Below are 18,929 nucleotides of genomic sequence, written 5' to 3'. Positions count from 1 at the left end.
ACCGTTGCTGACGTCTCCCATGTCGCAGGAGCGGATTCGGGCGTGCGTCTCCATCGCTGCACCACCACAGAGAAGGAATCCGCATGAATCACAGAAGAGCCCTGCGAGCGGCGGTGACCATCGCCGTTACCGGCGCCCTCGCCGCCGGCATGACGATGACGCTGACCTCCACGGCCAGCGCCGGCACGACCCTGCGGGCCTCGGCGGCCGAGAAGGGCCGTTACTTCGGCGCGGCCGTCGCGACGGGCAAGCTCTCCACCAGCGTGTACGCGACCATCCTGAACCGTGAGTTCAACAGTGTCGTGGCCGAGAACGAGATGAAGTGGGACGCGACCGAGCCGCAGCAGGGTCGGTTCAGCTACACCGGCGGCGATCGTCTGGTCAGTCACGCGCAGGCCAACGGTATGAGCGTGCGCGGCCACGCGCTGCTGTGGCATCAGCAGCAGCCGGGCTGGGCGCAGGGCATGTCCGGCAGCGCGTTGCGTAACGCGGCGATCAACCACGTCACCCAGGTCGCGACGCATTTCCGAGGGAAGATCCACTCGTGGGATGTGGTGAACGAGGCGTTCGCTGACGGTGGTAGCGGTGGGCGTCGTGACTCGAACCTGCAGCGCACCGGTAACGACTGGATCGAGGCGGCGTTCCGGGCGGCGCGGGCCGCGGATCCGGGTGCGAAGTTGTGTTACAACGACTACAACACCGACGGGATCAACGCGAAGTCGACGGGCATCTACAACATGGTGCGGGACTTCAAGTCCCGTGGCGTGCCGATCGACTGCGTGGGCTTCCAGTCGCACCTGGGCACCTCGCTGGCCGGTGACTACCAGGCCAACCTGCAGCGGTTCGCCGATCTCGGTGTGGATGTGCAGATCACCGAGCTGGACGTGATGACCGGCGGCAACCAGGCCAACATCTTCGGCGCCGTCACCCGTGCCTGCATGAACGTCTCGCGCTGCACCGGCATCACGGTGTGGGGTGTGCGGGACTGCGACTCGTGGCGTGGTTCCGACAACGCCCTGCTGTTCGACTGCAACGGCAACAAGAAGGCCGCGTACACCAACGTTCTGAACGCCCTCAACGCCGGCCCCGCCATCCCCACGGACCCGCCGACCGACCCGCCGACCGACCCGCCGACGGACCCGCCCACCACCCCGCCGCCGGGGACGGGTGGTTGCTCGGCGTCGGTGTCACTGAACTCGTGGACCGGTGGCTTCGTGGCCACAGTGAAGGTGACCGCCGGGTCCGCCGGAACCAACGGGTGGAACGTCGGCGTCACCCTTGCCAGTGGTGCGAGTGTCACCAACACCTGGAGCGCGACGGCCAGTGGCTCGACCGGCACGGTGCGGTTCACCAATGTGGACTACAACGGCCGCCTCGGCGCGGGCCAGGTCACCGAGTTTGGTTTCCAGGGCACTGGCAGTGGGGCCGGCATCACGCCTACCTGCACCGCCTCCTGAGAACGACTGACTGACCGCACAGCGTCGGCCGGTGTGGAGGACCGATCCTGGTCCTCCACACCGGCCGACGTCGTGTCGCGTTCGAACCTGTCGATCAGGAGTACGGAAGCCGCAACACCGACTGGTTGCCGATGCCCAGCGTGGTCGGGTTGTTGCCGATCGCCGACCAGACCTCCACCCGGATCGTGCCGTTGCTCAGCGCGCCCAAGGTGCCGGTGGCCGAGGACAGGCCGGCGTTCTGCGTGTAGTGCTCGTAGCCGGTGACCGGGTCGGTGGCGAAGTAGCGCAGCGTCTCCACCCGTTCCCAACTGCCGTTGCCGGTGAGGTCGTAGGAGATCCGCACCTGCACGCCGTTGCCGACCGCCGTCCCGGCGTCCACGAACAGGTCGAATGCCGTCTGCCCGCCGGCGTAGGCGAGGTTGAGGCCGGTCGCCGTGAAGACCTGGGCGTTGGTGGGCGTACCGTCGTGGTTTCCGTTTGCCGCCGCGACCGTCGTCGTGGCCGGGCTACCGGCGGCGCCCAACCCGCCCCCGGGCAGCAGGTACCGCGTCGGGTTGCCCGGGGGCGTCGGCGGGTCGGTCGTCGGTGGGGGGTCCGTCGGCGTCGTCGGGGGGACACCGCCGGCCGCGTTGCCGCCACTCCAGGTGTACGCCCCGGTGGTGGCCGTCTTGCCGGCTCCCACGGCGAGCGTGGTGCCGTTGGAGAACGTCACAGTGATCGGCGTCGCCGTCGGGTTCGACGCCACGTAGGTGCGGGCCCCGTTGCGGGAGAAGACCGCCGACAGCGGATGGTTGCCGGTCACCGTTGTGTCGACGTTGCCGAGGGCGGCGAGGTTACGGATCCAGTGGAACGTGTGCGCCCGGCTCTCGCCCTCCTCCGGGGTGTAGCCCGGGTTCGCGCGGAGGTTCGCCAGCGCCGCGTCGGGATCGCCGAGGGCCTGGAACTGCCAGAGGATGTCCTGCCACACCGTCGGTTGTCCGCCGTTGTTGCGGACGAGCTCGGCATAGTTGGTCCGCACGTACGCCGGGTTGTTGCCCAGGTAGAGGTGACCGCCGGTGACCGGCAGCAGGTTGATGCCCTGGATCATCTCCGGCTCGCCGCTGAACCAGGTGGCGTACGCCCCGCCGTCACCCCAGACCATGCCGACCGTCGAGTGCCCGAACGCGGCGGGGAAGTTCTGGTCGCCGACGTCGAACCAGTACTCCTGGATGGCGGCGGCCTGGGTGGTGTAGAGGAAGACGCCGGCGTCGCGGATGGCGGTGTTACCCGTCGTCTGCCCCCACTGGATGAGGGCGCTCGCGAAGTTCATCCCCTCCGACGAGGACTCCTGGTTGTTGCCGGAGCCGAAGGAGCCGTGCCCGGACGCCCAGTCGTGCCCGGCGTAGATGTCGAAGTCGCGCAGGTACGGGAACTGGGTGTCGCCGCGGCGGTAGTTGTTGGCGTCGCGGATCAGCAGGTCGACCATGCCGCCGTAGCGGCTGGTGGCCGCCCAGGCCGGGTCGAACTTCGCCAGGGTCGCGGCAGCGGCGATGTAGTAGCCGTAGTGGAAGTGGTGGTCGTTGAGCTCCTGGTCGGACCCGTACGACGCCGGGTAGCCGATCAGGGTGCCCCAGTTGTTGTCGTAGTAGAAGACTCGGCTGGTCTTGCCGCTGGACGCGGTGAACCAGTCGGTGAGCGTGCTGCGGATCGCGTTCAGCGCGCTGTCGCGCGTCGTGGTGTCGTTGACCTGATCGGCGATCTCGGCGATCCGCGCGGCCCGGCCGAGCCCCTTGCCGGTCCAGTAGGTGTCGTTGCCGCGTTGGTCCATCGGGTTGGCGCGGGTGGCGGCCAGGTGCCCGGTGAGCGTCGACAAATCACCACCGCTGCCGTCGCCGACGGCCGGCAGCTCCGGCAGGATGCCCTGGAACTTCATGGCGGTGCGGAACTGGTTGACGCCGGTGAGCACCTTCATCCGGCCACGCGCCGACGGGTAGGTCGGCGTGATCGCTGTGGAACCGCTCAGCGACTTCCACTGGTGCGGGTAGAGGCTGACCACTGTCTGCGTGGCGGTGCCCTCCCGGGCGGTCGTGGTGAACGCGTACGTGGTGGTCAGGCCGCTGGTCGCGGGGTTGTAGGCGTACGAGACCTGGGTGCCGGTCACGTGGGCGTGCGCGTACTGACCGTAGGTCGCGGCCAGCGCGGCGCGCTCGGTCGCGCTGGACGTCGGCGGCAGCAGGGCCACGGAGAAGTAGCCGCGGCCGGCCAGGGTGGACGAGATCCGGCCGGACGCCACGGTCCAGCTGGCGCCGCCGGGCGCGAACCCGACGTAGTCGTGGCCGTTGACCCGGAAGCCGATGGTGGCGCCGCTGTTGGACCAGACGTCCGGGGTGCCGGCGGTGCTGATCTGCGCGTTCCCCCCGGTGGTCTGGAAGTACGCGAAGGGCAGACCATGGCCGATGGTCGCGCGCATGGTGCGCGTGCCGTCGCTCCAGTGCGGGCTGACCGTCCAGTCCGTCCAGCCGTCGACCTTCACCAGGGGTGCGGCGAGCCCGGCCACACCGACCCGGATGTCCTGCACGTACGGGTAGTGGAACTCACCGACACCGGTGGCGGTGCCGCTGATGGCGGGCGTGGAGTTGGCGGAGAAGCCGAGCCCGTCGCCGAAGGTGTCGTACGAGATCGGGTGAGCGTGCAGCGGCTCACTGAACGAGCAGTCGGTGCGCTTCCACAGCAGCGAGGACCACCAGTCGTTGGTGGGGATCGGCCCGGCGGGCGCGTTGGCGGTGGCGAACTGTCGGGGGTTGCTGGACATCGCGCCGCAGCCGCTGGGGAGCGGGCCGACCGGGGTGGTGGTGTAGCTGCCGGCGCCGACGGGTGCGGCCTCGGCCGCGCGGGTGACGGGGACGGCGAGGCCGCCGACGACCAGGGCCAGCGCGGTGGCGGCGGCCAGGGCCCATCGGCGGTGGGGGACGGGAGGTTTCATCGTGCCTCCATCGCGCGCGCCGGGTGCGGCCCTTGCCGGGTCCAGCGCTTTGCGTCTGAATTGGGGGGAAGGTCAGGTGAGAGAGCGCTCTCTCGGCCACGGTAATGGAGTACCGAGATCCCCGTCAATGTGTCAAACGCGTTGCGTGCTGATGTCGTTATTTGCCGGCGCCCGCACGGTCGCCCAGCGGTTCGCCCTCTCGGTCGTTCACCAGCGCGTCCGGCACGCGCATCCGCCACGCGTCAGTCACCAGCTCGGTCAACCGGTCCAGGTCGACCGCCGCCAGACGCAGCAACACCAGGGGCAGCCCGTCGTAACCGGGCGCGGTGAAGAAGACCTCGGGCTCCCCGAGCAGGAGAGCCTGCTTCTCGGCCTCGTCGCCGACGAACAGCACAGCGATGTCCAGCCGGATCACCCGAGGCTTTCCCGGTGTCCGTTCCGGATAGGACCAGACGAAGCCCTTGTCGGCCACCCGGAAGTCGAAGCCGTCACTGGGGTTCTCCACCGTGTGCGGCAGGGCCAGCGCCACCCGACGTACGTCGTCCGCGTCAGCCACCGAAAACCCTCGCACCCCGCACCATCCGCATGGGCCGAGATTACGCGGTGGACAGGTCGATGGCCGTGGCGCCGACGATCGCCCGTTCGCCGTTCTCCTGGACATAGCCGACCACGCTGGCGCTTCCCGGATCGAGACCAGGTGGTGTCGCCAGCTCCACCTGCCCCCGCTCGGCGTCCAGGCCCACCGACCTGAAGGCGCGTACGACGTTGTCCTGCCGCAGCGTCCGCCCGGCGTTCTCCCCCCGGGCGATCTCACTGGTCAGGTCCCGTTCCACGACCGCCACCTGCAACACCGCGCGCTCCGGTGGCTGTTCGGTCCGGTAGTCCACCATCACCCGGTCATTGCCCAGGTTGGCAATGGAGAGCGCCAGTGGTGTGGTGGCGGTCGAGGCCATGGCGGACATGATCGCGGCGGCCGTCCGGCGGCGGTCGGAACCGACGAACTCGACGGTGCCGTTGACGACCATCTGCGGGGTGTACAGGCCTCGGGTGCCGAACGCGCGGGCGTACGCCTCCTGGCGCGCGGTGTACGCCGCGTCCGCGAACTGGTCGGGCCAACCCAGGTCGTCCCAGTAGTCGACGTGGAACCCGAGGGTGAAGACGTTCTGGCCCCGGTCCCGTGCGTCGCGCTCGATCTCGCTCAGCAACTCCTCCGCGGGAGGGCAACTGTTGCAGCCCTGGGACGTGAACATCTCGACGACGGCGAAGCCGCCGTCCGTCGATGGATTCGCCATGGTGACGTGTCTCCTCCCACGATGTGCCCGGAGGCGTTGCGTTCCCGTTTCGGCCGGGACAATGCGCGTGGGGTCGCGTCCCCTGCCGGCCTCGCAGCGAGCGCCGCCGGGCCGGGTGGTTGGATGGTCGGGTGCAGTTCACCGTGACAGACGCGCCGGCGCGGGAGCGTTTCGAGGCGCGCGACGAGGCGGGCGCGGTCGTCGGGTTCGTCACCTATCAGCTGACCGGCTCGATCATCGCCTACACCCACACCGAGGTCGATCCGGCGTACGAGGGCAAGGGCGTCGGGTCGACGCTGGCGCGGGCCGTGCTGGACGATGCGCGGAGCAAGGGCCGGACCGTCGTGCCGATCTGCCCGTTCATCGCCGACTGGGTGGTCAAGCACCCGGAGTACGAGAGCATCGTGGTCCGGTCCACCCGCAAGATCAAATAACCGCGCTTCCGGTCGGGTGGTGTCAGCCGTCCGGTAGGAGCTTGGCGGCGAGGGTGCGGGCCGTGGCGGTCAGGGTGTCGATGTCCAGCCCCGTCCGCCCCATGAACACCAGGCCCTGCTGTGCGGCGAGCAGCGCACGCGCGGTCTCGACCGGGTCGACGTCGCGCGGCAGGTCGCCCTCGTCCTGGGCCCGCCCGACGCTCTCGGCGACCAGGGCGGTCGTCGCCTCGTAGGTGCGCCGCGCCTCGGCGAGGACGTCCGGGTCGCTGGTGGCGAGTTCGTACGTGCTGTTGGCCATGAGACAGCCGCGCCGGGCGGCAGCACCACCCGGGTCGTTTGCCGGTGCCATGACGAACGCGCGTAGCGCGTCCAGGGCGCGGGGAGCGGAGGTGAGCATCTCGCGCAGGTAGCCGCCGCTGGTGTCGGTGTATTCCCGCAGCGCCTTCAGGAACAGCCGGTGTTTGTCGCCGAAGGCGCCGTAGAGGCTGCCCTTGCCCAGCCCGCTGACGCGCACCAGGTCTTCCAGTGAGGTCGCCGCGTAGCCGGCGTCCCAGAACTGGTCCCGGACGGCGCGGATCACCTGCTCCTCGTCGAACTGCCGTGGCCTGGCCATCTGACCAGCGTAGCAATTGTTGACCGGTCGGTCCACCAAACGTAGGGTGGACCGATCAGGTCACCGGCGCCGTGCTTGACTCCAACGGCGGACACACCGCCTGAGCCCCGCCCTCCGCAGCCCGTCGGGAGACGACAACGATGACAGCCTCCACCTTCCGTGCCCTGCACCACGACCGGGCCGCCGGCGATCCGCTCGTTCTGCCGGGCCCCTGGGACGCGGCCAGCGCCCGGGTGCTGGCCGACGCCGGTTACCCGGCGCTCGCGACCCCGAGCGCGGGCGTCGCCGCATCGCTCGGCTACGAGGACGGCGCGACCCCACCGGACGAGATGTTCGCGGCGGTCGCGCGCATCGTCCGCGCCGTGTCCGTTCCGGTGTCCGCCGACGTCGAGGGCGGTTACGGCCTCGCCCCCAGCGAGCTGGTCGGACGGCTGTTGGAGGCCGGCGTTGTCGGCTGCAACCTGGAGGACTCGGAGGGGGACGCCACCCTCAAGGACCCCCGGCGGCACGCCGACTGGTTGGCCGAGGTGCGCGCGGAGGCGGGCGACGCTCTCTTCATCAACGCCCGCGTCGACACCTTCCTGGTCGGAACGGGTGACCCGGCCGACGCGGTGGAACGCGCCCACCTGTACGTGGCTGCCGGCGCCGACTGCGTCTACCCGATCCTGGCGCCACTGCAGGTGCTCCCGCAGCTGCGGGACGGCATCTCCGGGCCGATCAACATGGCCGCCGGACCGGACCGGGAGTCCGTGGCCGAGCTGGGACGGCAGGGCGCCACACGCATCACCTTCGGTCCAGGAATGCAGCGGTACGCGATGGCGTCGATCGGCGACCTCGCGGCCGAGCTGCGCGTCTGACCCTGGACGTCACCCCCCGGCGCCGGTGACCGGGCGCGTGGGCGCGGGTGGGCGGCCGCTGGCTGTGTGATCGACTCGGGTTTCTGGAAGTCGGGGTGTCCCGGTCGGGTGGATCGCGCGGTTTCCTGAATGCCGAGTCGATCGTCCAGCGCGGTGGGCGTCGAAGGAGTTACGGCAGCTAACGCCCGAGCCCCCGGCGTGCCGTCGCGGTGGACGGCTGCCGGGGGCTCGGATGCAGGCGGTCAGGCCTGGTTGCCGCTCGGCAGCACCGCTGCCATCTCGTGGCCGGCGCCGGCGAGCACGCGTGCCTGCTGCGGCCAACTGGCCAGCCCAGGTGCGGCGCGCAGGCCGGCGGCCCGGATCAGGTCGCGCAGTGCCGGCTCGTCCAACTCGCCGAGCTGGCCGTACGTGCGCACGCCGGCGTCCTGCAACGCGGCCGCCATCTTCGGCCCGATCCCCTGGATCCGGCGGAAGTCGTCGGCCGGGCCCGTCGGGTCGGCATCGATGCTGCTGATCGTCGTGTCGGCGGCTGAACGGACCGGAGGGGTCGCGGCGGCGGTCGGGCGGACCGGAGGTACGGCCACCGCCGACCGCTCGGCCTCCGCGGCGTCGACCGCGGACTCGGCCTGCCCCGGCTCAGCGTTCACCGGCTCGGAGTGCATCGGCTCGGCGGTCGTCTGTTCCTCTGCCGGGTCGATCGCCGTGGCCTTGGTCTCCGCATCGTCGGACGCGCCGACGGAGGCCACCGCGTCGTCGGCCGGCGTCGTGTCGGCGGGCGCGCTGTCGGCGGGGGTGGCCGCGACCGGCGCATCGTCGATCGCCGCGTCGTCGGCCGGCGTCGTGTCGAGCGGCGCCGCGTCGGCCGGCGGGAGGTCGTCCGCGGGCTGGCGGGGAGCGACCACGGCCGCCGGGGCGGGCTGGTCGTCGACAGTGACCGGCTCGGGGGCCGATTCAACCGCCGGCTCCTGCCGCAGCTCAGCCGCGTCGGGCTGCTCGTTGGCCGGTACGGGCGGCGGGTTCTCGGTCAGCGCCATGTCCGCCGGGTCGACGGTGCTCGGAGCCTCCGCCGGCACGGGCACCGGGGCGGGACCGTCCGGTTCGGTCAGCGCGGCTGGCGCGCTGACCGTGTCGACCGGTACCGGCTCGTCGGCGACCGCGGTGGGTGCCGGGTCGACGGCGGCCGCAGGCTGGACCTCGTCGGTGGTGGCAGCCGGCGTGGGCGTGGTGATCACGGCCAGACCGGCGACGGGGTCACCATCCACAATCGAATTGCCCTGTACGCCCCGTCGGCCGCGCAGCAGCCACCCGGCGGCCAGGCCCAGCAACAGTGCCAGTACCACTATCAGCGAGTGTCCGAAAGACCACGCCACGGCGAACCTCCCTCTCAGCTCGTTGGAAAAGTCACGAGAAAAACTCGCCGCAGCTTCGCACACGCGTATTGCCGACGACAGGCAGGATCGGCCGTCAGCGTTGCCGGTGGGCCAGCCACCTCAGCCGGTGCCTGCCGCGTAACACTGCGTCGTCCGATCACGCCAAATCCGACGAGACGAGACCGGGCCGGGCATGGATCGGTCGGGTCGAGCACTCCGGACACGATGAGACCCGGGCCCGGCGTGGGACGCCGAGCCCGGGTCGGGCGATGCCGGGGTCAGTCCCGGTCGCCCTCGTAGGTGTGGAAGTCGTCAACGAACCGGCGACGGAGCCGTGGTACCCGGCTGGTCACTCCGAAGTAGCCGCGCGCGCCGAGCAGCGCGAGCCGACCCACCACCGGTCGGTACATCCGGTCGTCGCCGCTGGTGCCGCTGCGGTTCAGCGATTCGGCGACCCGGGCGAAGCCGTACGGCGCCATCACGGCCTCGTAGTCGGCGACCGCCTGGAGCAGCGTCTTGTCGCCGGCGGTGGCGCGGCTGAGCTGTGCGCAGAGCAGGCGGGCGTCGCGCAGCGCGGTGTTCGCGCCCACGCCCCGACCCGGGGTCATGGTGTGGATGGCGTCGCCGAGCATGGTGACGGTGCTGCTCTTCCAGGGCGGCACCGGTTCGGACGTGGACACCTTGATCGGTAGGGCGCTGGCCGGGTCCGCGTGGGCGAGCAGTTCCCGTAGGTGAGGGTGCCAGTTCGAGGTGAGATCCAGGGCGACCTGCACCAGGTCCTCGCCGCGGCGTTCCATGATGTCGGCCGGGAACCGGTTGGCCGCACTCCAGATGATCAGATTGATGTTGTCGGTGGTGGTGTCGTGGGCCAGGCCGGGCCAGTCCCGGAGAAGGGCGGCGTCGGGCTCGCTGACGCCGGGCTTGATCGCGCGTTCGGCGTCCCACTTGAACTCCATGACGTGCAGCACGCCCATCATCCCGCCGACGCCGAAGATCAGCGAGATGCCCTGCTGGACCCGCTCCGGAATGAGACCGCGGGTGTGCGGTGTCAGCGGGATCCGGGTGGCGATGTTGATCGTCCCGGCGTCGCGGGTGACGGCGTGCGGCAGGTACTGGCGGCGTACGGCGGAATGGGTGCCGTCGGCCGCCACCAGCAGGTCGCCGGTGGCGCTGGTGCCGTCGGCGAAGTGCGCGGTGACCGTGCCGTCGTCGCGCTGCTCGTACCGGGTGAAGGTCTTGTCGAACTGCACCACGTCCTCCAGGCCGGTCAGCAGCACCTGGCGCAGCACCATCCGGGCCACCGAGTGTTCGGTGCGTACCGGGTCGGCGCTCGGCCGCAGCGGGAACGACGCGGTCTGGCGGAGCCCCTGGGTGACGACGTTGAAGTAGTGCGGCGGCCGGGCGCAGGTGGCCAGGAAGGTGGCGAACAGCTCCGGGGGCAGACACTCCCGCAGCGCCCGGCTACCGGTCGGGCCGATGCCGACCCGGTAGCCGAGCAGCCCTTCGGCACGGTCGCGGTGCCGTTCGTAGACGGCGACGCTGATCCCGGCGCGGCGCAGGCCGTGCGCCAGGCACAGCCCGCCCGTGCCCGCGCCGATGATCAGGACGTGCGGCGGCGCGGCGGACATGTCAGCCGGCCGGGTGCGCGGCGGGCGCCTCGGTAACGGCCGGGCGCGGAGCGGGTGCTTCGGTGCTGGCCGGGGCTCCTGCTGGCGCCTCGGCCGCGTCCCACCGGTAGAAGCAGCCGGCGATCGCGTCCCGGGGGGAACGCCAGGTCGGCAGGTACGGCGACGTGTGCGCGGAGAGTCGCTCGTTGACCTGTCGGAAGAGTGGGTGGTTGCGGGCCGCCGCGAGCGCGTCCGGGTCGACGTCGTCCGAGGTCTCCAGCAGGTGTACGCACAGGTCGTGCAGGCAGTACAGGGATCGGTGCGTGACCCCGGTCAGGCTGGGCAGTTCGGTGGCGTCGGACTCGGCGAAGATCTGCGCGACCCGACCCTCCGCTCCCGGGATGATCCGGCTGACGATCAGTAGACGACTCATGGGACCCCTTCCGCCGGTGGCCTGCCCGACCCCTCGGGATCGGTGCCACGTGCTCTGTGCGCCCACCGTGCCGCAGCGCCTGTCACATCACCGTCACGTACGCCGACCGGGCGGTGACGGGCACCGCCGTCAGGTACGCCGAACGGCGGGTGACGGGCGGTCGGTGATGGCCTCGCGGCTGGCCTGGCGGATCGGGGCGAGGGTGTCGTCGAGCAGGGCGCTCATGGCGGGGCTCGGCTCCAGCCGCAGCTCCCGGCGCAACAGGTCCCGATAGACGTAGAAGGCGTGCACGGCTTCGAAGGCGTTGCCCTCGGCCAGGTGGATGCGAACCACCAGTCGGTGTGGTGTCTCCCGTAACGGCTCGGCGGCCATCGCCTCCAACGCGGCTTCGAGGGCCTCGCCGTGCCGCCCCGCGGCCAGGTGGTGCCCGGCCACCTGTTCCAGCATGTGCAGGCGGAGTTGGCGCAGGCGTTCCCGGTCCAGCAGCACCCAGTCGTCGTACCAGCCGGGGAGGAGGTCGTGCCGCCCGGCGGCGAGCGCCCCGGCCGCGGTGCGCGGGTCGTCGCCGTCCCGGACCCGGGCCGCTGTGCCGACCAGGTCGTCCACGTCGAGCCGGACCGCTGGGCCGAGGCGTACGGTGTCGCTGGCCACTGTCATCGGGCAGCACGGGTCCTGTCGCAGCCGCCACAGGGCGGTACGCAGGGAGGACAGCGCCCGTTCCTCCGACGCGTCGGGCCAGAGCAGCCCGGCGAGCTGGCTGCGGGTGGCGCCGGGGCGGAGCCCGATCAGCGCGATCACCCGTTGCAGCCCGCGCGGCACCACCACCGGCACCGCCTCGCGGAGGAGTCGGAACCCTCCGAGCAGATGCAGTGAGACGCCCTCCTCGGGCGGGTCTCCGGCGGTCGGCACGGACGGATCAGCGGCCACGGCGGCACCCCCTGCGGAACGCTCGTCCCGACTGTCTGCTGTGTCCCGGATCGGTTGCCCTCGACGCCACTGTCGACCCCACCGATCGCGGCGTGGTCGGGCGCGGCCCCACCCGCCGAGGCCGCCGGACTGACCACGCTGAAGATTATCAATAACGGTCACGTTGCGTCAACGCCAGCGTGGACGTTCTATTAGCGACGGCCAACCCGAGATCGGTTCTGAACTGCACAAACATTAGCGCGTGCAGCAGGCTCGGCACATAGCTGATACACAGGTTGCGTCAACGCAGCGTCACCACCATCCGTCGCTGACCGACCCGCCACGGTGACGCCGCCGTGACGAGGATCGGCGCATCGTGTCGGCAGTCGTCCAGCGCGTCCGGGGGCCACCCGTCGCCGGCCGGACGCTGTGGGGGGAGGCCCAGTATGGACCGATCGCTGATCGTCGCGAAGGTGGATCCGACCGCCGAGGAGCGGGTCGCCGAGATCTTCGCTGAGTCGGACGCGACGGAGCTGCCGCGCCTGGTCGGTGTCCGGCACCGCTCGCTGTACCGACTGCACGACCTTTATGTGCATCTGCTCGAGACCGCGCAGCCGGCAGAGGGCGCGGTGGAGGCCGCTCGTGACCATCCCGAGTTCATCCGGGTCAGTGACCGCCTGCGCCCGTACGTGTCGCCGTACCTGTCGACCTGGCGCTCACCGCGCGACGCGATGGCGCGGTGCTTCTACCGGTTCGACGCCCCGGACACCGGACGGCGGTCGTGACGGCCACCGCGCCGCGCGAAGAGCAGCTCTGGTCCCGCTGCGCCGGCTGCGCCAGCCTGCTCTACCGCAAACGGCTGCGCCGCAACCTCGACGTCTGCCCGGAGTGCGGGGAGCATGCGCGACTCGGCGCGCCGGAACGCCTGCGCCAACTGGTCGACCCGGGTTCGCTGCGCCTGCTTTCCGACCGGCTGCCGGAGGCGGACCCGCTCGACTTCGTCGACGTGCTGCCGTACCCGCACCGGCTCACCGGCGCGCGGGCCAGCACAGGTCTTGCCGAGGGGGTCGTCTGCGCCACGGCCACCATCGGTGGGCACCCGGTGGCCCTGGCGGTGATGGACTTCCGCTTCCTCGGTGGCAGCCTGGGCTGCGCGGTGGGCGAGCTGATCACCCGGGCGGCCGAACGGGCGCTGGACGACCGCACCCCGCTCGTCCTGATCACCGCCTCCGGCGGGGCGCGGATGCAGGAGGGCGCGCTGTCGTTGATGCAGATGGCGACCGTCAGTCAGGCCATCGCCGCGTTGCGCGAGGCGGGGCTGCTCACCGTGAGCGTCCTCACCGACCCGACCTACGGCGGGGTGGCCGCCTCGTTCGCCACCAACACCGATCTGGTGCTCGCCGAGAGTGGCGCGCGGATGGGCTTCGCCGGCCCCCGGGTGATCCGCCAGATCACCGGGCGGGCCCTGCCGGAGGGCTTCCAGACCGCCGACTTCCTGCTCCGACACGGGCAGGTCGACATGGTGGTGCAGCGCCGGTCGCTGCGCGGACGGCTGATGGCGCTGCTCGCCGCGACCCGCGCCGGCCGTCCGGCGCGTTCGCCCGTACCCCGGCAGGAGCCGGCGTCGCACCGCGAGCGCCTCGCCGACGACGGCACGGTCCTGGCGCGGCCGACGGACCCGGCGGCCGAGGGAGACGCCGGCACCCCGGCGGTACGCGACGCGTGGGACACCGTCCGGATGGCGCGGCACCCCGGGCGGCCCACCACACTGGACTACCTGGACTCCGTCTTCGACGGGTTCGTGGAGCTGCACGGCGATCGGCTCGGCGCGGACTGCCCGGCCATCGTAGGTGGGGTGGCGCGGTTGGCCGGCCGGCACGTGATGGTCATCGGCCACCAGAAGGGGCACACCACCGCCGAGTTGGTCGCCCGCAACTTCGGCATGGCCAGCCCGTCCGGGCACCGCAAGGCGCTGCGCCTCATGCGCCTCGCGGCCCGCCTCGGCCTGCCCGTGGTCACCCTGGTGGACACCCCCGGAGCCGACCCCGGGGTGAGCGCCGAGGAGCAGGGCCAGGCGGCGGCCATCGCCGAGAACATCCTCACCCTCACCGTGCTGCCCACCCCGGTGCTCGCGGTGATCACCGGTGAGGGCGGCAGCGGCGGCGCGCTGGCGCTGGCGGTGGCCGACCGGGTGCTGATGCTCGAAAACGCCGTCTACTCGGTGATCAGCCCCGAGGGGTGCGCGGCGATCCTCTGGCCGGACCGCTCCGCGGCACCGCAGGCCGCCCGCGCGTTGCGACTGACCGCGCCCGACCTGCGCCGGCTCGGAGTGGTCGACGAGGTCGTGTCGGAGCCGTCGACTGCCGCGCACGACGACCCCGCGGAGACCGCCCAACGGTTGCGCGCCGCCCTGCTGGCCAACCTCCTGCCGCTGCTGGACGTGCCGCCGGCCATGCTGGTCCGCCTGCGCCGGCAACGCTTCCGACGGTTCGGCGCGAACCGCGTCGGCGCCCGGGCGGGCCTGCGATGACCGCCGCCGACCGGGCGCTGTCGACAGTCGACGCGTCCGACGACGTCGGGATGAACGGCGAGGAGGCGCTGGCCGGGCTGCGTCGGCAGGCGCAGCACCTGATCGCCGAGCTGGCCGGGCCGGTGCGCCGGATCCGGCTGCGCAGCGGACCGGCGGTGCTGGAGGTCGAGTGGCACCCCGAGGACGCGACCCGACCGGACGTACCCCTGCCCCGGGCCGAGGCGGCACCGGCGGTCGTGCCGGCGTCCGGCGCCGCACCCGCGGTGCTCCGGCCGCCGGTGCCTGGGCGCGCCGCGGTGCGGGCACCGATCGTCGGTACCTTCTACCGGGCGCCGGAACCCGGCGCGCGGCCGTTCGTCGCGGTGGGCGACCTGGTCCGCCCCGGCCAGCCGGTGGCCATCGTCGAGGCGATGAAGCTGATGAACGAGGTGATCGCCGACCGGGCCGGCCGGGTGGCCGCGATTCTCGTCGAGGACGGCCAGCCGGTCGAGTACGACCAGCCGCTCGTCGAACTGGACCCGGCATGACGGCGCGGGGTGGTTGACCATGTTCGAGACCGTGCTGATCGCCAACCGGGGCGAGATCGCGCTGCGGGTGCTGCGCGCCTGCAAGGAGCTCGGCGTGCGAACGGCGGTGGTCTACTCCGCCGCCGACGCCGACTCGGCGGCGGTCCGCCTCGCCGACCAGGCCGTCCGGATCGGACCGGCGTCGAGCCGGCGCAGCTACCTCAACGCCGCCGCCATCGTGGAGGCGGCCCGGCAGGTGGGGGCGCAGGCCGTGCACCCCGGCTACGGCTTCCTCTCCGAGGACGCCGACTTCGCCGAGATCTGCGCCGACAACGGGCTGACGTTCATCGGCCCGCCACCGGCGGTGATGGCCGCGCTGGCCGACAAGTCCTCGGCCCGCGCACTGATGAGCCGCGCCGGCCTGCCGCTGTCGCCGGGCAGTGTCGCGCCGGTGCCGACCGCCGCCGCGGCGGCTGAGGTGGCCGACGCCGTCGGCTACCCGGTGATCGTGAAGGCCGCCGCCGGGGGCGGGGGCCGGGGGATGACAGTGGTGCACAGCCCGCGCGAGCTGCGCCGGGCGTACACCCGGACCCGGGCCGCCGCGCAGGCCGCCTTCGGCGACGACCGGGTGTACGTCGAGCGCTACCTCACCGAGGCGCGGCACGTCGAGGTGCAGGTGCTCTGCGACGCCCACGGCAACGGGGTGCACCTGGGCACCCGGGACTGCTCCGTGCAGCGCCGGCACCAGAAGCTGGTCGAGGAGGCGCCCGCCCCGGCACTGCCCGCCGCCGTTCTCGACACCATCGCCGAGACCGCCCTGCGGGGTGCGCTCCAGGTCGGCTTCGTCGGTGCCGGCACGCTGGAGTTCCTGGTCGACGCCGAGGAGAAGTTCCACTTCCTGGAGATCAACTGCCGGATCCAGGTGGAGCATCCGGTCACCGAGATGGTCACCGGGATCGACCTGGTGCACGAGCAACTGCACATCGCCGCCGGCGTGCCGCTGCGGTGGCGGCAGGAGGAGATCCGCCTGCACGGCGTCGCTGTGGAGTGTCGGGTCAACACCGAGGACCCCGCGCGCGGCTTCGCCCCCGCCCCCGGCCGGTTGGAGCGGTTCACGCCACCCGGCGGCCCGTTCACCCGGGTGGACACCCACGCCAGCGCCGGTTACCTGGTCGGCCCCTGGTACGACTCACTGCTCGCCAAGGTGATCGTCTGGGCGCCCGACCGGGAGTTGGCCCTCAACCGGCTGGAACGCGCCCTGGACGAGTTCGACATCGCCGGTCCGGGCGTACACACCACCATCCCGTTCGTCCGGCGGGTGCTCGACGACGCCGCATTCCGCAAGGGCCGCTACACCACCGGCCTGGTCGACCGTCTGCTCGCCGCGCCCGCGCCGGGGCCGACGGTCACTCCCGCACCGCGCACCGCGCCCGCCGCAGATCCCGACGCAACCCACAGGAGGACCCGATGACCGTCACCCATGGTCGCCCGATGACCGCCGAGATCACCGACATCCTGGTGGCGCACTGCGGGCTGGATGCCGACGCCGCGGCCCGGGCGCCCGCCGCGTCGCTGGAGGAGCTGGGCATGGACTCGCTCGCCCTGCTGGAACTGTCGGCCGTCGTCGCCGACCGCTGGCAGGTGGCCATCCCCGAGCAGGCCGGACAGTTGAGCATCCCGGCGGTGGCCGACCTGGTCGCCCGCCGCACCGACCCGCCCGGACACACCGAGAACAGCATGGTCATCGACGCGCCGCTGGGGCTGGTCTGGGAGGTCACCAACGACGTGGCGAACTGGACCGAGCTGTTCACCGAGTACGCCGTGGTGGAGATCCTGCACCGCGAGGGGCACACGGTGCGGTTCCGCCTCACCATGTACCCCGACGAGAACGGGGTGTCCTGGAGTTGGGTCAGCGAGCGCACCGCCGACCCGGTGAGCAGGCAGGTCCGGGCGCACCGGGTCGAGACCGGACCGTTCGAGTACATGCGCATCCACTGGCGCTACACCGAGGAGGCCGGTGGCACCCGGATGACCTGGACGCAGGACTTCGCGATGAAACCGACCGCGCCGGTCGACAACGCCGCGATGACCGAGCGGATCAACACCAACAGCGTGATCCAACTCGCGGTGATCAAGGACCGGGTGGAGCGGATCGCCTGGCAGCGTGCCGACCAGGGCAGCCAGACCGCCAGCGACACACCGACGGAGGCCGACGATGAGTGACCTGAGCACCCGCCCGATCGCCGCCCGGGACGTACCCGCCGACCGCCGTCGCGGCGGTGAGCTTCGGGTGCTGCTCGGCCCCCGCACCGTCGGCAGCACCTCCGGTTTTCTCGGGGTGGCCACCCTCGAGCCGGGGGAGCGGATCGCCGAGCACTACCACCCGTACAGCGAGGAGTTCCTGTACCTGGTGCGGGGCGCGATCACCGTCGACCTGGACGACCAGCCGACGCTGCTGGCCGCCGGTGAGGGGCTGTTCGTACCGGTGAACGTGCGGCACCGGCTGCGCAACACCGGCGTCGAACCGGCCGAGGTGGTCTTCCACCTGGGCCCGCTCGCACCCCGGCCCGAACTGGGCCACGTCGACACCGAACTGGTCGAACAGCGGGGCGGGTCATGACCGGGCGCCGCACGGTGGTGACCGGCATTGGGGTGGTCGCCCCGGGCGGCGCCAGCCGGGACCGCTTCTGGAAGACCATCACCGAGGGGCGGACCGCCACCCGGCGGATCAGTTTCTTCGACCCGTCGGCGTTCCGGTCGCAGATCGCGGCGGAGTGCGACTTCGACCCGGTCGCGGCGGGGCTCAGCGAGGCCGAACTGCGGCGGGCCGACCGGTACGTGCAGTTCGCGCTGGCCTGCTCCGTCGAGGCGGTGGCCGATGCCCAGTTGGTGCTCACCGACGCGGAACGGGACCGGGCCGGGGTGGTGCTGGGCACGGCGGTGGGCGGCACGATGGCGTTGGAGCAGGAGTACGTCACGGTGAGCGAGCACGGCCGACGCTGGCTGGTGGACGGGACGCGCGGTGGCCCGTACCTCTATCAGGCGTTGGTGCCCAGCAGCCTCGCGGCGGACGTGGCCTGCCGGCACGGGCTGCACGGCCCGGCGCAGGTGGTCTCCACCGGGTGCACCTCCGGCATCGACGCCATCGGGTACGCCCACCAGATGATCGTGGACGGTGAGGCGGACGTGATGCTGGCCGGTGCGTCCGACTCGCCGATTTCCCCGGTCACCGTCGCCTCGTTCGACGCGATCAAGGCGACCAGCCCGGACAACGACGACCCGGCACACGCCTCCCGCCCGTTCGACGCTGACCGGCACGGGTTCGTGCTGGCCGAGGGCGGGGCGGTGCTGGTGCTGGAGGAGGCCGGGCACGCCCGGCGGCGGGGAGCGCACATCTACTGCGAGGTGGCCGGCTACGCCAGCCGCAGCAACGGCTTCCACATGACCGGGCTGCGGCCGGACGGGCTGGAGATGGGCCTCGCCGTCACCGACGCGCTCCGGCAGGGCCGGATCCTGCCCGAGCAGGTCTCCTACATCAGCGCGCACGGCTCGGGCACCCGGCAGAACGACCGACACGAGACGGCCGCGTTCAAGCGGGCGCTGGGCCAGGCCGCGTACCGGATACCGATCAGCTCGATCAAGTCGATGGTCGGGCACTCGCTCGGCGCGATCGGGTCGATCGAGATGGCCGCGTGCGCCCTCGCCATCGAGTTCGGTGTGGTGCCACCGACGGCGAACTGGAGCACCCGGGACCCGGAGTGCGACCTGGACTACGTACCCAATGAGGCACGGGAGGTTCCGGTGGACGTGGCCCTTTCGGTGGGCAGCGGGTTCGGCGGTTTCCAGTCGGCGATGGTCTTCCGTCGGATGCTCGGCGCGGTGGCGGCGTGAGCGAGCGTAGCGAGCGAACCATCAGGCACAGCAGCGCGGCGTCTCGCGCCGGCGCGGAGCGAAGCGGAGTG

The 18,929-nt window shown here is 71.7% G+C and carries 18 protein-coding genes; 10 read left to right on the top strand and 8 right to left on the bottom strand.

Annotated elements, in window-relative coordinates:
* Positions 1-83: 83 nt before the first annotated feature.
* A complete protein-coding gene (locus tag GUI43_RS17185) occupies positions 84-1,457 on the top strand; it encodes a glycoside hydrolase family 10 protein (protein ID WP_112699254.1) in 1,374 nt (457 codons plus the stop codon).
* Between the two features lie 94 nt (positions 1,458-1,551).
* Here GUI43_RS17185 and GUI43_RS34940 read toward each other — a convergent pair whose 3' ends face one another.
* From GUI43_RS34940 to GUI43_RS17170, 3 genes are all read right to left on the bottom strand, one after another.
* A complete protein-coding gene (locus tag GUI43_RS34940) occupies positions 1,552-4,419 on the bottom strand; it encodes a glycosyl hydrolase (RefSeq protein WP_112699253.1) in 2,868 nt (955 codons plus the stop codon).
* A gap of 157 nt (positions 4,420-4,576) precedes the next feature.
* Positions 4,577-4,975: an MmcQ/YjbR family DNA-binding protein gene (locus GUI43_RS17175; protein ID WP_181518380.1), complete on the bottom strand. Its 399-nt coding sequence runs from the start codon at positions 4,973-4,975 to the stop codon at positions 4,577-4,579.
* A gap of 40 nt (positions 4,976-5,015) precedes the next feature.
* A complete protein-coding gene (locus GUI43_RS17170) occupies positions 5,016-5,711 on the bottom strand; it encodes a DUF1223 domain-containing protein (RefSeq protein ID WP_112699252.1) in 696 nt (231 codons plus the stop codon).
* Between the two features lie 131 nt (positions 5,712-5,842).
* Here GUI43_RS17170 and GUI43_RS17165 point away from each other — a divergent pair, with 131 nt between their 5' ends.
* Positions 5,843-6,145 carry a GNAT family N-acetyltransferase gene (locus GUI43_RS17165; protein ID WP_091408758.1) on the top strand — a complete coding sequence of 101 codons (303 nt, stop codon included), beginning with the start codon at positions 5,843-5,845 and terminating at the stop codon, positions 6,143-6,145.
* A gap of 22 nt (positions 6,146-6,167) precedes the next feature.
* Here GUI43_RS17165 and GUI43_RS17160 read toward each other — a convergent pair whose 3' ends face one another.
* Positions 6,168-6,758: a TetR/AcrR family transcriptional regulator gene (locus tag GUI43_RS17160; RefSeq protein ID WP_112699251.1), complete on the bottom strand. Its 591-nt coding sequence runs from the start codon at positions 6,756-6,758 to the stop codon at positions 6,168-6,170.
* A gap of 140 nt (positions 6,759-6,898) precedes the next feature.
* Here GUI43_RS17160 and GUI43_RS17155 point away from each other — a divergent pair, with 140 nt between their 5' ends.
* Positions 6,899-7,615, top strand: coding sequence for an isocitrate lyase/PEP mutase family protein (locus GUI43_RS17155; protein ID WP_112699250.1), 717 nt, complete (start codon positions 6,899-6,901; stop codon positions 7,613-7,615).
* A gap of 242 nt (positions 7,616-7,857) precedes the next feature.
* On the opposite strand, the gene GUI43_RS35140 is transcribed toward GUI43_RS17155, so the two are convergent.
* The 4 genes from GUI43_RS35140 to GUI43_RS17135 form a co-directional block, all read right to left on the bottom strand.
* Positions 7,858-8,985 (bottom strand): helix-hairpin-helix domain-containing protein, encoded by a 1,128-nt coding sequence (locus GUI43_RS35140; RefSeq protein WP_112699249.1) that lies wholly within the window; start codon positions 8,983-8,985, stop codon positions 7,858-7,860.
* A 278-nt stretch (positions 8,986-9,263) separates the two neighbouring features.
* Positions 9,264-10,613: an FAD-dependent oxidoreductase gene (locus tag GUI43_RS17145; RefSeq protein ID WP_112587262.1), complete on the bottom strand. Its 1,350-nt coding sequence runs from the start codon at positions 10,611-10,613 to the stop codon at positions 9,264-9,266.
* A 1-nt stretch (position 10,614) separates the two neighbouring features.
* Positions 10,615-11,025 carry a TcmI family type II polyketide cyclase gene (locus tag GUI43_RS17140; protein ID WP_244220617.1) on the bottom strand — a complete coding sequence of 137 codons (411 nt, stop codon included), beginning with the start codon at positions 11,023-11,025 and terminating at the stop codon, positions 10,615-10,617.
* Positions 11,026-11,154: 129 nt separating this feature from the next.
* Positions 11,155-11,952 carry an AfsR/SARP family transcriptional regulator gene (locus GUI43_RS17135; RefSeq protein WP_112587260.1) on the bottom strand — a complete coding sequence of 266 codons (798 nt, stop codon included), beginning with the start codon at positions 11,950-11,952 and terminating at the stop codon, positions 11,155-11,157.
* A 425-nt stretch (positions 11,953-12,377) separates the two neighbouring features.
* On the opposite strand from GUI43_RS17135, the gene GUI43_RS17130 reads away from it, so the two are divergent.
* Genes GUI43_RS17130 through GUI43_RS17100 form a run of 7 tightly spaced genes read left to right on the top strand, consistent with a single transcriptional unit; the run spans position 12,378 to position 18,858 of the window.
* Positions 12,378-12,716 (top strand): TcmI family type II polyketide cyclase, encoded by a 339-nt coding sequence (locus GUI43_RS17130; RefSeq protein WP_091408771.1) that lies wholly within the window; start codon positions 12,378-12,380, stop codon positions 12,714-12,716.
* On the top strand, positions 12,713-14,461 hold the full coding sequence (locus GUI43_RS17125; protein WP_112699248.1) for an acetyl-CoA carboxylase carboxyltransferase subunit alpha: 1,749 nt from the start codon (positions 12,713-12,715) through the stop codon (positions 14,459-14,461). The genes GUI43_RS17130 and GUI43_RS17125 overlap by 4 nt, the downstream gene beginning before the upstream one ends.
* A complete protein-coding gene (locus tag GUI43_RS17120; RefSeq protein WP_112587256.1) occupies positions 14,458-14,988 on the top strand; it encodes an acetyl-CoA carboxylase biotin carboxyl carrier protein in 531 nt (176 codons plus the stop codon). Before GUI43_RS17125 ends, GUI43_RS17120 begins: the two co-directional genes overlap by 4 nt.
* A 19-nt stretch (positions 14,989-15,007) precedes the next feature.
* The gene (locus tag GUI43_RS17115; RefSeq protein WP_112587254.1) at positions 15,008-16,438 is read left to right on the top strand and encodes an acetyl-CoA carboxylase biotin carboxylase subunit; all 1,431 of its coding nucleotides are present in this window, start codon (positions 15,008-15,010) and stop codon (positions 16,436-16,438) included.
* Positions 16,435-17,190, top strand: coding sequence for an SRPBCC family protein (locus tag GUI43_RS17110; RefSeq protein WP_112699247.1), 756 nt, complete (start codon positions 16,435-16,437; stop codon positions 17,188-17,190). Before GUI43_RS17115 ends, GUI43_RS17110 begins: the two co-directional genes overlap by 4 nt.
* Positions 17,183-17,587: a cupin domain-containing protein gene (locus tag GUI43_RS17105; RefSeq protein ID WP_112587250.1), complete on the top strand. Its 405-nt coding sequence runs from the start codon at positions 17,183-17,185 to the stop codon at positions 17,585-17,587. Before GUI43_RS17110 ends, GUI43_RS17105 begins: the two co-directional genes overlap by 8 nt.
* On the top strand, positions 17,584-18,858 hold the full coding sequence (locus tag GUI43_RS17100; RefSeq protein ID WP_112699246.1) for a beta-ketoacyl-[acyl-carrier-protein] synthase family protein: 1,275 nt from the start codon (positions 17,584-17,586) through the stop codon (positions 18,856-18,858). Before GUI43_RS17105 ends, GUI43_RS17100 begins: the two co-directional genes overlap by 4 nt.
* Positions 18,859-18,929: the final 71 nt, after the last annotated feature.

Source organism: Micromonospora noduli (assembly GCF_003264365.1).
Taxonomy (GTDB): Bacteria; Actinomycetota; Actinomycetes; order Mycobacteriales; family Micromonosporaceae; genus Micromonospora; species Micromonospora noduli.
Note: the sequence above shows the minus strand (reverse complement) of the source record. Positions and strands in the feature narration are given on the sequence as shown.

Excerpts from the sequence above, each read along its gene's own strand:
- GUI43_RS17185 (WP_112699254.1), top strand. The coding sequence starts at position 84 with ATGAATCACAGAAGAGCCCTGCGAGCGGCGGTGACCATCGCCGTTACC.
- GUI43_RS34940 (WP_112699253.1), bottom strand. The coding sequence starts at position 4,419 with ATGAAACCTCCCGTCCCCCACCGCCGATGGGCCCTGGCCGCCGCCACC.
- GUI43_RS17170 (WP_112699252.1), bottom strand. The coding sequence starts at position 5,711 with ATGGCGAATCCATCGACGGACGGCGGCTTCGCCGTCGTCGAGATGTTC.
- GUI43_RS17160 (WP_112699251.1), bottom strand. The coding sequence starts at position 6,758 with ATGGCCAGGCCACGGCAGTTCGACGAGGAGCAGGTGATCCGCGCCGTC.
- GUI43_RS17155 (WP_112699250.1), top strand. The coding sequence starts at position 6,899 with ATGACAGCCTCCACCTTCCGTGCCCTGCACCACGACCGGGCCGCCGGC.
- GUI43_RS17145 (WP_112587262.1), bottom strand. The coding sequence starts at position 10,613 with ATGTCCGCCGCGCCGCCGCACGTCCTGATCATCGGCGCGGGCACGGGC.
- GUI43_RS17140 (WP_244220617.1), bottom strand. The coding sequence starts at position 11,025 with ATGAGTCGTCTACTGATCGTCAGCCGGATCATCCCGGGAGCGGAGGGT.
- GUI43_RS17130 (WP_091408771.1), top strand. The coding sequence starts at position 12,378 with ATGGACCGATCGCTGATCGTCGCGAAGGTGGATCCGACCGCCGAGGAG.
- GUI43_RS17120 (WP_112587256.1), top strand. The coding sequence starts at position 14,458 with ATGACCGCCGCCGACCGGGCGCTGTCGACAGTCGACGCGTCCGACGAC.
- GUI43_RS17115 (WP_112587254.1), top strand. The coding sequence starts at position 15,008 with ATGTTCGAGACCGTGCTGATCGCCAACCGGGGCGAGATCGCGCTGCGG.
- GUI43_RS17110 (WP_112699247.1), top strand. The coding sequence starts at position 16,435 with ATGACCGTCACCCATGGTCGCCCGATGACCGCCGAGATCACCGACATC.
- GUI43_RS17105 (WP_112587250.1), top strand. The coding sequence starts at position 17,183 with ATGAGTGACCTGAGCACCCGCCCGATCGCCGCCCGGGACGTACCCGCC.
- GUI43_RS17100 (WP_112699246.1), top strand. The coding sequence starts at position 17,584 with ATGACCGGGCGCCGCACGGTGGTGACCGGCATTGGGGTGGTCGCCCCG.